This is a genomic window from Pseudonocardia sediminis (assembly GCF_004217185.1).
GTDB lineage: Bacteria > Actinomycetota > Actinomycetes > Mycobacteriales > Pseudonocardiaceae > Pseudonocardia > Pseudonocardia sediminis.
The window spans coordinates 450,012-463,903 of sequence record NZ_SHKL01000001.1 but is presented as its reverse complement, the minus strand read 5'-3'; the positions used below and the strand labels follow the sequence as shown (position 1 = coordinate 463,903).

Sequence of the window (13,892 nt, the reverse complement as noted above, 5' to 3'; positions counted from 1 at the left end):
AGAGCGGGTTCGGCACCGACCGTTCATGCCGGATTCACCTGCTACTGATGAGAACCGGGCGCCCCACCTTTAAGCTCGCAGCCATGCGCGACGCTTACCAGGACCAGCTCGACGACCTCGCCTCCGGACTGGCAGGGATGTGCGAGGACGTCGCGCGTGCGATGGAGAAGGCCACCCGCTCGCTGCTCGAGGTGGACCTGCAGCTCGCCGAGGAGGTCATCTCCGAGGACACCGGGATCGACGACGTCCGCGCCGCCGCCGAGCACCGCGCGTTCGGGCTGCTCGCCCTGCAGGCCCCCGTGGCCACCGACCTGCGGATCGTCGTCGCCGCCATCCACGGCGCCGGGGACATCGAGCGGATGGGCGACCTCGCCCTGCACGTCGCGCAGGCCGCCCGCCGCCGCCACCCGCAGTCGGTGGTGCCGGACGAGATCAAGCCGTACTTCGCCGAGATGGGCCAGGTCGGGGTCCGGCTGGCCGAGAAGGCCGGCCAGGTCATCCGCAGCCGGGACCTGCACGCCGCCGCCCAGCTCGAGTCCGACGACGACGCGATGGACGACCTGCACAAGCACATGTTCACCGTGCTGATGGACCGCAACTGGAACCACGGCGTCTCCGCCGCGGTCGACGTGGCCCTGCTGGCCCGCTTCTACGAGCGCTACGCCGACCACGCCGTCGCCGTCGCTCGCCGGATCGTGTACGTCGTCACCGGACAGATGCCGGGGCCGCTCACCGTCTGAGTACGCCTGCCGCCGAACGAACCACGTGCCGGGTTTGCCCGGCACGACCGGTGGGCACCCTGCCGACATGAACCAGGCGGGGTGTCACGTCACCGAGATCGTCGGGACCTCTGACGAGAGCGTGGAGGCGGCCATCCGCGACGGCATGTGCCGTGCGACCGGCTCCGCCGAGTCCCTGGAGTGGTTCGAGGTCACCGGGGTGCGCAGCAACGTGCTCGGCCGGGTCCACCGCTTCCGTGTCGACCTGCGTCTCGGCGTCCGCGACGCCGCGTAGGACGCAGCGCATCGACGTGCACCCGACGTCGCCCGTTCACGGACCGTTCACCCGTCTCCGGCGGACTCCCCGGTCCCGCGCGAACTAGTGTCTGCGGCATGCGCAGGGAGACTCTGGACGACAACCTGGCGCAGATCCAGAGACTGCTCGACGAGATGGGCCCCGAGGTCGCCGTCGCGTTCCGCCGTGCGTCCACCGCCCTGCTCGAGGGACGTGGCCGGCTGGCCGAACAGGTCGTCTCCCACGATCCGGTGATCGACGACCTGCGCTCACGGATCGAGCTGCTCGCCGTCGAGACGATCAACATCCACGCGCCGGTGGTGGGACCGCTGCGCTCCTGCGTCACGGCGATCCAGGCCGCGCACCACCTCGAGCGGATGGGCGACCTGGCCCGGCACATCGCGGAGACCGCGGCCCGTCATGCTCCGGAGCCGGCGGTGCCCGAGCAGGCCCGGCCGCTGTTCCAGGAGTACGGGGGCCTCGTCTCGGCCATGGGCGACAAGGCCGTCACGGTGCTGACCAGCCGTAATGTCGTCCTGGCCACCGAGCTGGGGACCGACGACGCGCGCGTGAACGACCTGCACCGCGACGTCTTCACCCTGATGTTCGGCGACACCTGGACCGAGGGTGTGCCCGCCGCGGTGGACACCGCGCTGCTCGCCCGGTTCCACGAGCGCTACGCCGACCAGGCCAAGAGCCTGGCCCAGCGGGTCATCTACGCCGTGACCGGCCAGGAGCCGAGCACCCTGTCGATCTAGGGTGCCCGGCTCCGGTGGCGGTGCGGGCGGGGATCAGCCGAAGCGGCCGGACACGTAGTCCTCGGTCGCCTTCTGCTTCGGCTGCGAGAAGATCGTCTTCGTCTCGTCCATCTCGACGAGCTTGCCGGGCTTGCCGGTGCCCTCGATGTTGAAGAAGCCGGTGAAGTCGCTGACCCGCGCGGCCTGCTGCATGTTGTGGGTCACGATCACGATCGTGTACTCGTTCTTGAGCTCGTTGATCAGATCCTCGATCGCGAGCGTAGAGATCGGGTCCAGCGCGGAGCACGGCTCGTCCATCAGCAGGACGTCGGGCTGCACCGCGATCGCCCGGGCGATGCACAGACGCTGCTGCTGGCCGCCGGACAGACCCGAGCCGGGCTTCTCCAGACGGTCCTTGACCTCGTTCCAGAGGTTCGCGCCGCGCAACGAGCGCTCGACGGTGTCGTCGAACTCGCCCTTGCTGGCCTTCTTGTTGTTCAGCTTCATCCCGGCGATCACGTTGTCGTAGATCGACATCGTGGGGAACGGGTTCGGACGCTGGAACACCATGCCGATCTGACGGCGCACGCCCACCGGGTCGACACCGGGACCGTAGAGGTCCTGGCCGTCGAGCTCGAGGCGGCCCTCGACCCGGGCACCCGGGATGTTCTCGTGCATCCGGTTGATGGAACGCAGGAACGTCGACTTGCCGCAGCCGGACGGGCCGATCAGCGCCGTGACCGTCTTCGGCTGGATCCTCATGTCGACGCCCTCGACCGCGAGGAACGCGCTGTAGTAGATGTTCAGGTTCTTGGCGTCGATGCTCTTGCCCATGGTTTGTCCTATCGGGTCTTCGGGGCGAACACGCGGGAGATGAGCCGGGCGACGATGTTGAGCACCATCACGATCAGCATGAGCACCAGGGCTGCGGTCCATGCGCGGTCGATGAACGGCTCGCGGGGGACGCCGGGAACGGCGTAGGAGTAGTAGGCGAACACCGGCAGGGTCGCCATGCGGCCGTCGAACGGGTTGAGGTTCACGCCCAGCGCGGTACCGACGGTGACCAGCAACGGCGCCGTCTCGCCGATCACCCGGGCGATGGCGAGCATGATGCCGGTGGCGATGCCGCCGGCCGTCGTCGGGATGACGACCTTGAGGATCGTGCGCCACTTCGGCACCCCGAGCGCGTAGGAGGCCTCGCGCAGCTCGTTCGGGACGATCTTGAGCATCTCCTCGGTCGCCCGCACGACGATCGGGATCATCAGCACGGTCAGCGCGACGGCACCGACGATGCCCAGACGCACACCGGGACCGAGGATCAGCGCGAACAGGGCGTAGGCGAACAGACCGGCGACGATCGACGGGATACCCGTCATCACGTCGACGAAGAACGTGATCGCCCGGGCGAGCCGGGAGTTGTTGCCGTACTCCACCAGGTACACCGCGGTCAGGGCGCCGACCGGGATCGACAGCACCGCGGCCAGCGCGGTGATGATCAGCGTGCCCTGGATGGCGTGCAGCGCACCGCCGCCCTCGCCGACCACGCCCCGCATCGAGCTGTTGAAGAACTGGGGGTCGAACCGCGCCCAGCCCTGCGAGATCACGGTGAAGAGCACCGAGACCAGGGGGATCATGGCGAGTAGGAAGGCGCCGGTCACCAGGACGGTGACCAGCCGGTCCACGGCCTTGCGGCGGCCCTCGACGACCCGCGACGTGACGTAGGTGACCACGGCGAAGAGCACCGCGGACAGGACGATCCACAGCCCGACGCTGAACCCGGTCGCGGCGAGGACGGCGCCGACCACCACCAGCGAACCGGCCAGGATGGCGGCCGTCGCCCAGCGGGGCAGGCTGCCACGGACCTTCGGCAGCGACTCCGTCGTGACGGGGGTGTCCAGGGTGCCGGTCACGGTCTGGTCCTCGGTCTTGTTGCGTTCGGTTCCGGTGGACATCTCAGTTCGCTCCGGAGAAGTCGCGGCGGCGCTCGACGATGTAGCGGGCGAGCATGTTGACCAGGAGGGTGATCACGAACAGCACCAGGCCGGAGGCGATGAGCACGTTCACGGTGATCCCGGACGCCTCGGGGAACTGGAGTGCGATGTTGCCCGCGATCGTCAGCGGGTTCTCGGAGCTGATCAGGTTGAAGGTGACGACGCCGGTGCCGGAGAGCACGATCGCGACCGCCATCGTCTCGCCCAGGGCGCGGCCCAGGCCGAGCATCGCACCGGAGATGATCCCGGACCGCCCGAACGGCAGGACCGCGAGACGGATCATCTCCCAGCGGGTCGCCCCGAGGGCCAGCGCGGCCTCCTCGTGCAGCTTCGGTGCCTGCAGGAAGACCTCACGTGCGACCGCGGTGATGATCGGCAGGATCATCACTGCCAGCACCACCCCGACGACGAGCATCGTGCGGCCGGTCACCGACGGCGGGCCGGCGAACAGCGGGATCCAGCCGAGGTAGGTGTTGAGCCACCCCAGCAGTCCGACGGTGGCCGGGGCCAGTACCCCGATCCCCCACAACCCGTAGACGATCGAGGGCACCGCGGCGAGCAGGTCCACGACGTAGCTGAGGGTCTGGGCCAGCCGCCGGGGCGCGTAGTGGCTGATGAACAGGGCCACCGCCACCGCGAGCGGCGTGGCGATCACCAGGGCGATGACGGCACTGACGATCGTGCCGAAGATCAGCGGTGCGATGTAGGCGGTGAGCCCCTGCGGCAGCTCTTCGCCCGAGTCGGTGATCGCCGGGAGCGACTCGGCGAGCAGGAACGCGGCGACCCCGGCCAGGACGATCAGGATCAGGATTCCCGCGCCCTTCGCCGAACCGGCGAAGATGCGGTCGCCGAGCTGCGTGACCGGCTTGGCCGGCGACGGCTCGGGCTTGACTTCCGTTGTGGTCACAGTGATCCCTGGAGTTGCGGACGTGCGCTGGGCAGGGGACTTCGCCGGGGAGCCCCGGGCGGTGCGTTCATGATGAACACCGCCCGGGGCTCGTGGCTAGATGATGTTCGACTCGGTCGGTGACCGGGTCGTCCGTCAGCCGCCGACCTTGATCTGGTCGATCACCGGGGTGATCTGGCCGCGCAGGGTCGCCGAGAGCGGGGCGGAGCCGGCGGCCTGTGCGGCAGCCTGCTGACCCTGGTCGCTGACGACGTAGTTCAGGAACGCCTTGACCGTGTCGGCCTGGGCCTGGTCCGGGTACTGCGGGCAGGCGATCAGGTAGGACACCAGCACGGCCGGGTAGGCGCCGGCGGTCGAGGTGCGGTTGAGCTCGTAGGCGAACGAGGTCGGGCCCTGCCCCTCGACGCGCTTCGACTCCTCGAGGATCTTGGCCGCGGCCTCGGCCGTCGGGGCCACGTTCTGGGTGCCGAGCTTGAGGTTGGCCTTGCCGAGCTGACCGGCCTGGCTGGCGTCGGCGTAGCCGATGGTGCCGTTGCCCTGGCCGACCGCGCCGACGACACCGGAGGTGCCCTGCGCCGCCTCGCCGCCCGCGACCGTCTTCGGCCACTCGCCGTCGCCCTCGTCGGTCCAGACGCTCGGGGCGGCCTTGTTCAGGAAGTCGGTGAAGTTCTCCGTGGTGCCCGACTCATCCGAGCGGTGCACCGGGGAGACCGCGGTGGCCGGCAGCGCCACACCGGGGTTGTCCGCGGCGACCTTCGGGTCGTTCCACGTCTTGATCTGCCCCTTGAACAGCCCCGCGGCGGTGGCCGGCGACAGGTTGAGGTTCTGCACCCCGTCGAGCTTGTAGATCACGGCGATCGGCGAGACGTAGTTCGGGACCTCGATGACCTGGCCGCCGCAGCGCGTGCGGGCCTGGGTCAGCTGCTCGTCCTTGAGGTAGGCGTCCGAACCGGCGAACGCGATCTGCCCACCCTGGATGAACTGGGTCCGGCCGCCACCCGAGCCCACCGGGTCGTAGTTGACGGTCGCGCCGGAGTTGGCGCCCGTGAAGCCGGCGATCCAGGCCTGCATGGCCGCCTGCTGGGAGCTCGCGCCCGCACCGGAGATGGTGCCGGAGACGCCGGAGCCACCCTCGGAGCTGCCGCCGCCCTCGTTCGCCGCACCACATCCGGCGAGGAACAGGGCACAGCTCGTCGCGACACCGATGGCCGCGAGTCGCGCCCGGGGCGCGCGCCGCTTGGTCTTCACTGCAGGTTCCTCCGTGATCGTGGTTCGGCGGGAGCCGGACTCGTGCGGTTCGGGGTGACCGCTTCGGGCGGAACGCTAAGTGCGAGGAATGGACGCAGCGGGCCTGCCGGATGAACGCAGCATGAACAGGCCACCGGACGAGGACGCGTGGGTCACAGCGTCGACGGGGAGTCACGAAGTCGATGCGGTTTCGCGACCCTCCGGGTGTAACGCCCGCCCGACGGACCCCGATCGGCCACGCTCAGCGGGCGTAGTTGACGTCCGCCGCGTAGACCGTGAAACCGAGCCGCTCGTAGACCCTGACGGCCGGTCCGTTGTCCGCCTCGACGTAGAGCAGCACCGTGTCCAGACCGTTGTCGCGCAAGTGATGCAGACCGGCCAGGGTCAGCACCCGGCCCAGGCCGCGGCCGTGGGCGGCCGGGTCGACGCCGAGGACGTAGACCTCGCCGAGCGCCGGCTCGTCGTCCGTCGCGGGGTGCACCTTGGTCCAGTGGTAGCCGAGCAGGCGGCCTGAGTTGTCCAGCGCGAGCAGGAACCCGGACGGGTCGAACCACGCCTCGCCGGCGCGCTCGTCGAGCTCGTGGTGACTCCAGCCGCCCTGCTCCGGGTGCCAGTCGAACGCGGCGTTGTTGACGCGGAGGAACTCGTCGTCGTCGCGGCCGGGGACGAACGAGCGGAGCGTGACGCCGTCGGGCAGGTGCACCTCGGGCAGCGGCTCGGCGCCGTCGGACCTCAGGGGGCGCCGCATCTGCCAGAGCACACGGTCGCGGCGGTAGCCCCTGCCTTCGGCCAGCCCGGCCGCGGCCGGGAGGTCGCCGTGGGCCCAGATCCGCGGGGGGCGGGCCTCGTCGCCGCTCCCATCGCCGGGGACGAGTCCCTCGAGCGCCTCGACGAGTGCGGTGCCGACACCGCCGCGGCGACGCTCCGGGTGGACGACGAGTTCGGCGTAGCCGTCGTCGAGCTGGGCGTAGCCGGCGATCGCACCGTCGGGGCCGTCGGCCACGACGTGGCTCAGGCCGTCGCGGGCGCCGGACCCGCGCAGGTTGAGCAGGAACTGCTCGGAGAACGGCTCGGCACCGTCAGCGGCGGTCGCGACCGCCAGCAGGTCGGCGACGGCACGGACCGTGTCCCGGTCCAGCTCGGGCAGCACACGCGGAGTCACGCCGGAGACCCTAACGCCGGGCGGGCACGGGCCCACCACGGCCGGGTGACCGGACGCGTCGGTGCGGTGCGGGTCAGCGCGGTCCGGGCAGTGGCACGGCCTCGCCGTTACGTCCGGCGTCGCCGTTACCGTTGCGGGCGAACTCGGCCGGGGCCTCTCCGCCGGGGGCGGGTTCGGGCTCCAGGTCGGGCGGTGCGGTGAGACCGTTGCGGGCGGGCCGGACGAACTTGTACCCGACGTTGCGCACGGTGCCGATCATCTGCTCGTACTCGCCGCCGAGCTTGGCGCGCAGACGCCGTACGTGCACGTCGACCGTGCGGGTGCCACCGAAGAAGTCGTAGCCCCAGACCTCCTGCAGCAGCTGGGCCCGGGTGAACACCCGTCCGGCGTGCTGCGCGAGGTACTTGAGCAGCTCGAACTCCTTGTAGGTGAGCTCGAGCAGACGCCCGCGCAACCGCGCGGAGTACGTCGCCTCGTCGATCACCAGCTCGCCGAGCACGAGCGCGCCACCGGCGGAGTTCGCCTCGTTGCCGGGACGCGAGCGCAGCAGCCGCAGCCGGGCGTCGACCTCGGCGGGACCGGTGCCGGGGAGCAGGATCTCGTCCACCACCCACTCACCGGAGACGGCGACCAGGCCGCCCTCGTTCAGCACGGCGACCACCGGGATGTCGGTGCCGGTGCTGCCGAGCAGGCGGCACAGGCTGCGCGCGGCCACCAGGTCGGTGCGGGCGTCGACCAGGACGGCGTCGTGCGGGCCGGCGTCCAGCAGTGCGGCGACCTCGGGGGCCGCGGTGCGAACACCGTGCGGTAGCAACGCCAGGGCCGGGAGCACCGTGGCGGCGTCCGGAGCGGTCGTCAGCAGGAGCAGTTCCATGACCGCCTCCTCTCGATACGCGGACGATACCCCGTCGACATCCCGCGGTCTGCGCTTCGCGGTTCACGTCACTGACGGAAAGTGAATCGATCCACCGCTCCCCGCCTGCGGCGCGCCGACCCCGGTTCTCTAGCGTTGACCGGCGTACCGGTCCGTGCTGGAGGTCGCGTGAGACGCCTGATCATCGCTGTCGTCGTGCTCGTCGGCGTGCTCGTGGTGGCCGACTTCGGCGCCGCCGCGGCCGCGGAGTCCGCGGTGTCGCGCCAGATGCGGGAGCGGCTCGCCCTCCCGGAGGACCCGTCGGTCCGGATCAACGGCGTCTCGTTCCTCGCCCAGGCCGCGACCGGGAGGTACAGGTCCGTCGACGTGTCGATGGAGCGGCTGCAGGTCGGTCCCCTGCGCGACGTCGAGGTCAAGGCGAAGCTGCACGACGTCCGGGCCCCGCTGGGCGACCTGGTCTCCGGCACGCCGCGGTTCCGGATCACCGACGCCGAGGGGATCATCTCGATCGGCGCGAGCGACGTGCTCCGGACGTTGCCGGGCGTCACCAAGCTCGTCATCTCCGACGTGGACGCCAACGCCATCTCCGACGTCGTCGAGGCCGGTGGCGACCCGACGCTGCGCGGCCTCGACCCCCGGAACGCGGCGCTGCTCGTCGCCACCACCACGGTGGCCGGCGAGGAGCAGGAGATCAACGTGCTGGTCGCGCTGCAGATCACCGGCGACGGGCAGGTCCGGATCACCCCGCGTGACGTCCGTCCCGCCGACACGGGCGCCGACGAGCTCCCGAACTCCGTGCGCAACTCCCTGACCAGGACGTTCACCGTCGTCCTCGACCCGGGCGGGCTGCCGTTCAAGGTCACCCCGACCGCGCTGCGGACCGAGGAGGGCACACTGGAGATCTCCGGCCAGGTCCGTGACCTGGTGATCGGCGAGGGCGAACGGGCCTCGACCGCGCAGAGCTGACGCTCCCGGCCCCGATCCGGGAGGGACACATCGTGAGTACTGCGGGCCTGATGGTGCTGGTCGCGACCCTGTGCGCGGCGACGGCCGTCGGCCTGGTGCTGCGGGCACGCTCCGGAAGCGTCCGGGCCGCCTCCCCCGTGGCCCCGTCCGGCTCGTCGGCTCCCCCGGCCCCGTCGGGCTGGGACCTCGCCGGCGTCGCACCGGACGGGACCGGACAGGTCCTGCTGCTGCAGCTGTCGTCACCGGTCTGCGCACCGTGCCGGCAGACGGCCACGGTGCTCGGCGGGCTCGCCGTGGACGACCCCTCGCTGCGCCACGTCGAGATCGACGTCGCCGAGCGCACCGACGTCGCCCGGGCCCTCGGGGTGCTCCGGACCCCCACCACGGTCGCCTTCGACGCCGGTGGCACCGAGCTGGCCCGGGTCTCCGGCGTCCCGCGCGTCGACGAGCTGCTCGCGGCCGTGCACCGGCCCGCGGAGGCTGACCGGTAGTGACGCGCATCGCGTGGGTACCCCGGACGTGGGACGGCGGTGCCACGAACGGCGCGTTTCGGCTACCCTCGCGTCCGTGAACTGGCCGCTGACCCGACGTCGCACGGTTGATCTGTGCCGTCTCGCCGGCTGCCTGTGTCGGGCCTCCTGACCCCGACCCTTCCGCGGTGCGCTGCACCGCAGGCAGAACGCGATCGCTCAGGAGTTCGCCCATGTCCGCAACGGACACCGGATCCGCGCGTGTGGAGCCACGGCTCGACCCGCGCGGCGCCCGGTTCAGTGCCGCCGTCACGACGGTGGTCCTGGCGCTCGTGCTCGTCAGCGCCAGCGGATGGCTCGCCGCCGCCCAGGCCGTCGTCTTCGGCGTCGGCTCGGTCGCCGGGATGCGTTTCGCGCCCTACGGCGTGCTGTTCCGCAAGCTCCTCGCACCCCGGCTGGCCCCGCCCGCCGAGCGCGAGGACGCCGCGCCGGTCCGCTTCTCGCAGACCGTCGGGCTCGTGTTCGCCGCCGTCGCCGCGATCGGCTACCTGTCCGGGCTGACCACGCTCGGGCTCGTCGCAGGAGCATTCGCACTCGCGGCGGCCTTCCTCAACGCGGCCTTCGGCTTCTGCCTGGGCTGCGAGATGTACGGGCTGCTGGCCCGGTTGCGCACCACGCGCACCGCCGGCGCCTGACCCACTCCGTCCCCACGACACCGACACACCGAATTGGGAGCAAACACATGAGCCGCGAGGACGTCCTGGTCACCGCCGATTGGGCGGAGCAGAACCTGGACACCGACGGTGTCGTGTTCCTCGAGGTCGACGAGGACACCACCGCGTACGACGGCGGTCACCTGCCCGGTGCCGTCAAGGTCAACTGGACCGACGAGCTGCAGGACCCGGTCCGCCGCGACATCGTCACCAAGGAGCAGTTCGAGGCGCTGCTCTCGGGCAAGGGCGTCGGCCAGGACGACAAGGTCGTCCTCTACGGCGGCAACAACAACTGGTTCGCCGCCTACGCCTACTGGGAGTTCAAGCTCTACGGGCACCAGAACGTCGTCCTGCTCGACGGCGGTCGCAAGAAGTGGGAGCTCGACGGCCGCACCCTGACCACCGACGTCAAGGACCGCCCGAAGACCTCCTACACCGCGAAGGACGCCGACAACTCGATCCGCGCGTTCCGCGACGAGGTCGTCGAGGCGATCAACGGCAAGAACCTGGTCGACGTCCGGTCGCCCGACGAGTTCTCCGGCAAGATCCTCGCGCCGGCGCACCTCCCGCAGGAGCAGTCGCAGCGTCCGGGCCACATCCCGAGCGCGATCAACATCCCGTGGAGCAAGGCCGCCAACGAGGACGGCACGTTCAAGTCGAACGAGGAGCTGGAGAAGCTCTACGGCGAGGCCGGCTACGACGGCTCGAAGTCCACCATCGCCTACTGCCGCATCGGTGAGCGCTCGTCGCACACCTGGGTCGTGCTGCGCGAGCTGCTCGGGCACTCCGACGTCAAGAACTACGACGGCAGCTGGACCGAGTACGGCTCGCTGATCGGCGTGCCGATCGAGCTGGGGAGCAACGCCTGATGTGTGGAGCACCCGACCAGTCCGTGTCGCTCCCGCCCGGGACCGACCTGAGCAAGGAGACCGTCCTGGCCGGGCGGGTCGTGGCCGGCGGCGAGCCGGTCGGCGGCGCGTTCGTCCGTCTGCTGGACGGCACCGGCGAGTTCACCGCGGAGGTCGTCTCCTCGGCCTCGGGTGACTTCCGGTTCTTCGCCGCCCCCGGCACCTGGACCGTCCGGGCGCTGTCCCGGGCGGGCAACGGCCAGTCCGAGCTCGTCGCGGACGGCCCCGGCCTGCACCAGGCCGAGGTGGAGGTCGTGGCCGCCTGAGGCACGCACCCCCACCGCACCACCCCGACGCCGCCCCGGATCCGTCCGGGGCGGCGTCGTGCATGCGGGGTCGATCCGATCCGCACCCCTGCCGTCGGTCCGCACCCCGTGCAGGGGGTGCCGACCGACGCACGGGGTGCGGATCGTGGCGGGCGCGCAGCGTGCGCCCGTCGGGAGCCGGGGTGTGGTGCGCGACTATGCTGGAGCGCCGTGCACTGGTTCTCCACCGGGCTGTTGATCGCCCTCACGGCCGGTACGGCGGCGTGGACAGGCTTCCTGCTCCGGCGGTTGTTCGTGGTGGAGCCGGCCGCGCCGGCGCCCACCACGGCCGTCGCGGACAACTCTGAGGAGCCCGACGCGTGACCGAACCCGACGACCCGCAGCTGTCCACCACGATCAGTGGCCCGAAGAACGCCGCGCCGGACTCGGCGCAGCGCAACCGGCCGCAGTGGGACGACCTCCCGATCTCCGACGACACGGCCAACCTGCGCCTGGGCCCGGACCTGCACGAGCAGTGCCTTCCCCTGCTGCCGCTGATCGGCGTGTGGCGGGGCACCGGCGAGGTCGTCTACCCGACGATCGACGGCCCGTTCCACTTCGGCCAGCAGATCACCTTCGCCCACGACGGGCGCCCGTTCGTCACCTACGAGGCGCGCTCCTGGCTCCTCGGCGAGGACGGCGAGATCATCCGGCCCGCCGCCCGCGAGACCGGGTTCTGGCGCCCGCAGTCCGACGGCTCGATGGAGGTCCTGATCGCGCACAACACCGGGATCGTCGAGCTCTACTACGGCTCCAAGGGCGACCTGCGGTCCTGGGAGATCGAGACCGACGCCGTCGCCCGCACACCGTCGGCGAAGGAGGTGACCGGCGCCAAGCGTCTGTACGGGCTGGTCAACCAGGGCGACCTGGCCTACGTCGACGAGCGCGCGATGGTCGGGCAGGAGCTGCAGCCGCACCTGTCGGCGCTGCTGCACCGCGTGGTCGGCTGATCACTGCCCCCTCACGGGGCGTCCGGCGTACCCGAGCCGCCTCCCGGGGCTCCGTCCTCCTGCCTCCGGCGAGGAATGGCGTCCCGGAGGGGCTCAGGCGTGCCGGGAGCCGTCCGCGCCGTCGGTGCGGGCGTCCAGGATCGTGGCGACGTCGTCGCAGCCCATCCCGGCGAGGCGGCAGATCTGCTCGCGGTCGAGGCCCGAGTCGTGCAGCCGTCGCACGGCCACGGCCAGGTCGGCCCGGCGGCGGCGCAGGACGTCACCGAGCTGGTCGATCCGGTCCCGGGCGTCGTCGAGGTCCTCGGTGGCGCCGACCGCCCGCGCCGGGTCGTCGAGCAGCACCGAGAGAAGGCGGTCCCGGGGGTCGACGACGGACACCGGGGCGGACCCGGACGGCACGACGGTCAGCGGGTGCTCGGACGACGGTGACGCCGTGACGGGCTCGGGCGCCGGCGGCGCGTCGTCCGGGATGTCGTCACGCCGGAGCCGGGCCGCCTGCACCGCACGGGCGGCGAGAGCCTGCTGCACCGCGCGGGAAACCGGTTCCGCAGCGCCGTGCTCCGCAGCGCCGTGCTCCGCCGGGCCGAACCCCGCCGCGCCGTGCTCCGCTGTCTCGTGCTCCGCTGTCCCGTGCTCCGGGGCGGGCACGTCGTCGGTCGGCTCGAGTCCGGTCTCCGCGGGCTCGCTGCGGGCGGCCGACCACGGAGGCGGGACCGGGTCCTGGGCGGGCTCCGGGAGGGCTTCCTCAGCCTCGCTCGAGTCCGTCGTGGCCGGGTCCTCGTCCGCGGCGGCCTGCTCGGCCGCCCCGTTCGCAGCGGCCCCGTTCGCGGCCACGTCGTCCGCCGTGGAGCCGTCCGCCGTGGGGCCCTCCGGGACGGCGTGGAGCGGGTCTGCGGGGACGTCGTCCGGCTGCCGGCGCAGGGCGGCGAGGGTCCGGGTGTCCGGGCGCTCGTCGGACGGGGCGGAGAGGTCGCCCGGAGCTGCGTGGCCGTCGGCGGTGGCGTCGCCGGGGGCGGTGGGGCTGTCGTGCCCGGCCATCGCGCCGAGGGTCACCGGGTCGATCCGGACCCGGTTCGCGGTCGCGTCCGTCTCCGGACCGTCCTGGTCGGAGGAGCCCGCGACGTCGACCGGGGAGACGGAGACGTCGGTACCCGGCGTCGCGGCGGATGCGGCGTGGGCGCCTCGGAACCGGACGGCCGGGCCGGACATCTCGGCGTCGGTCCCTGCCGTGTCCCCTCCCGTCGTGCCCGACACCGGGGAGGCGTCCGGTGCGGCGTGCGCACCTGCCTTCGGGGTCGGCGACGGCCGGGCCGCGACCGCCGAGGCCACGACCGGCAGCGGCGAGGTGTCGGCACGGCGCTCGGCGACGACGTCGGCGACCGTCCGCGGCCGCTCGACCGGCGGCGGAGGCGTCAGGTAGCCGTTGGCGACCTCACCGGTCCAGTCGGCGGCGCACGGGTGGTCGGCGGGCTCCGGGGTACGGACGGCGGGGCGGACGCCCGGCACCGCGGCCGGGGCGGGGTGGCGCCGGGCCCTACGCACGCCCCACAGCACGAGGACGACGAGCAGCATCGCCAGAACCACCGCGGCGAGCGGCAGGGACGGGATCGTCGTCGTGCCGATCTGCATGGGGGCGCAGCCTAGGGG

General features: G+C 71.9%; 17 protein-coding genes. 10 read left to right on the top strand and 7 right to left on the bottom strand.

The window, feature by feature from the left end; genetic code table 11:
- Positions 1 to 83 precede the first annotated feature (83 nt).
- The 3 genes from phoU to EV383_RS02280 all read left to right on the top strand — a co-directional run bounded on the left by phoU (position 84) and on the right by EV383_RS02280 (position 1,772).
- Entirely contained in the window at positions 84 to 740 is a 657-nt protein-coding gene (gene phoU, locus EV383_RS02290) for a phosphate signaling complex protein PhoU (protein ID WP_130288370.1), read from the top strand.
- 67 nt (positions 741 to 807) lie between these two features.
- Positions 808 to 1,014, top strand: coding sequence for a dodecin family protein (locus tag EV383_RS02285; protein ID WP_130288369.1), 207 nt, complete (start codon positions 808 to 810; stop codon positions 1,012 to 1,014).
- Positions 1,015 to 1,112: 98 nt separating this feature from the next.
- A complete protein-coding gene (locus tag EV383_RS02280) occupies positions 1,113 to 1,772 on the top strand; it encodes a phosphate signaling complex PhoU family protein (protein WP_130288368.1) in 660 nt (219 codons plus the stop codon).
- A 33-nt stretch (positions 1,773 to 1,805) separates the two neighbouring features.
- On the opposite strand, the gene pstB is transcribed toward EV383_RS02280, so the two are convergent.
- From pstB to EV383_RS02250, 6 genes are all read right to left on the bottom strand, one after another.
- Positions 1,806 to 2,585 carry a phosphate ABC transporter ATP-binding protein PstB gene (pstB, locus tag EV383_RS02275; protein ID WP_130288367.1) on the bottom strand — a complete coding sequence of 260 codons (780 nt, stop codon included), beginning with the start codon at positions 2,583 to 2,585 and terminating at the stop codon, positions 1,806 to 1,808.
- A gap of 8 nt (positions 2,586 to 2,593) precedes the next feature.
- On the bottom strand, positions 2,594 to 3,703 hold the full coding sequence (gene pstA / locus EV383_RS02270) for a phosphate ABC transporter permease PstA (RefSeq protein WP_130288366.1): 1,110 nt from the start codon (positions 3,701 to 3,703) through the stop codon (positions 2,594 to 2,596).
- A 1-nt stretch (position 3,704) separates the two neighbouring features.
- Positions 3,705 to 4,649: a phosphate ABC transporter permease subunit PstC gene (gene pstC, locus EV383_RS02265; RefSeq protein WP_130288365.1), complete on the bottom strand. Its 945-nt coding sequence runs from the start codon at positions 4,647 to 4,649 to the stop codon at positions 3,705 to 3,707.
- A 135-nt stretch (positions 4,650 to 4,784) separates the two neighbouring features.
- Entirely contained in the window at positions 4,785 to 5,897 is a 1,113-nt protein-coding gene (gene pstS, locus EV383_RS02260; protein WP_130288364.1) for a phosphate ABC transporter substrate-binding protein PstS, read from the bottom strand.
- A gap of 241 nt (positions 5,898 to 6,138) precedes the next feature.
- Positions 6,139 to 7,059, bottom strand: a complete 921-nt coding sequence (mshD, locus tag EV383_RS02255; protein ID WP_130288363.1) for a mycothiol synthase — start codon at positions 7,057 to 7,059, stop codon at positions 6,139 to 6,141.
- A gap of 73 nt (positions 7,060 to 7,132) precedes the next feature.
- Entirely contained in the window at positions 7,133 to 7,933 is an 801-nt protein-coding gene (locus tag EV383_RS02250; RefSeq protein WP_130288362.1) for a winged helix-turn-helix transcriptional regulator, read from the bottom strand.
- 168 nt (positions 7,934 to 8,101) lie between these two features.
- On the opposite strand from EV383_RS02250, the gene EV383_RS02245 reads away from it, so the two are divergent.
- The 7 genes from EV383_RS02245 (at position 8,102) to EV383_RS02220 (ending at position 12,245) form a co-directional block, all read left to right on the top strand.
- Positions 8,102 to 8,899, top strand: a complete 798-nt coding sequence (locus tag EV383_RS02245) for an LmeA family phospholipid-binding protein (protein ID WP_165438203.1) — start codon at positions 8,102 to 8,104, stop codon at positions 8,897 to 8,899.
- Between the two features lie 32 nt (positions 8,900 to 8,931).
- The gene (locus tag EV383_RS02240) at positions 8,932 to 9,390 is read left to right on the top strand and encodes a thioredoxin family protein (protein ID WP_130288360.1); all 459 of its coding nucleotides are present in this window, start codon (positions 8,932 to 8,934) and stop codon (positions 9,388 to 9,390) included.
- Between the two features lie 212 nt (positions 9,391 to 9,602).
- Positions 9,603 to 10,064: a DUF4395 domain-containing protein gene (locus EV383_RS02235; RefSeq protein ID WP_130288359.1), complete on the top strand. Its 462-nt coding sequence runs from the start codon at positions 9,603 to 9,605 to the stop codon at positions 10,062 to 10,064.
- Between the two features lie 47 nt (positions 10,065 to 10,111).
- Entirely contained in the window at positions 10,112 to 10,951 is an 840-nt protein-coding gene (locus EV383_RS02230; protein ID WP_130288358.1) for a sulfurtransferase, read from the top strand.
- A complete protein-coding gene (locus EV383_RS02225; RefSeq protein ID WP_130288357.1) occupies positions 10,951 to 11,256 on the top strand; it encodes a DUF1416 domain-containing protein in 306 nt (101 codons plus the stop codon). Before EV383_RS02230 ends, EV383_RS02225 begins: the two co-directional genes overlap by 1 nt.
- Positions 11,257 to 11,466: 210 nt before the next feature.
- The gene (locus tag EV383_RS30980; protein ID WP_165438202.1) at positions 11,467 to 11,619 is read left to right on the top strand and encodes a hypothetical protein; all 153 of its coding nucleotides are present in this window, start codon (positions 11,467 to 11,469) and stop codon (positions 11,617 to 11,619) included.
- Positions 11,620 to 11,639: 20 nt separating this feature from the next.
- A complete protein-coding gene (locus tag EV383_RS02220; RefSeq protein WP_130293758.1) occupies positions 11,640 to 12,245 on the top strand; it encodes a heme-binding beta-barrel domain-containing protein in 606 nt (201 codons plus the stop codon).
- Between the two features lie 93 nt (positions 12,246 to 12,338).
- On the opposite strand, the gene EV383_RS02215 is transcribed toward EV383_RS02220, so the two are convergent.
- Complete coding sequence (locus EV383_RS02215; protein WP_130288356.1) at positions 12,339 to 13,874, bottom strand: hypothetical protein; 1,536 nt, start codon at positions 13,872 to 13,874, stop codon at positions 12,339 to 12,341.
- Positions 13,875 to 13,892 lie beyond the last annotated feature (18 nt).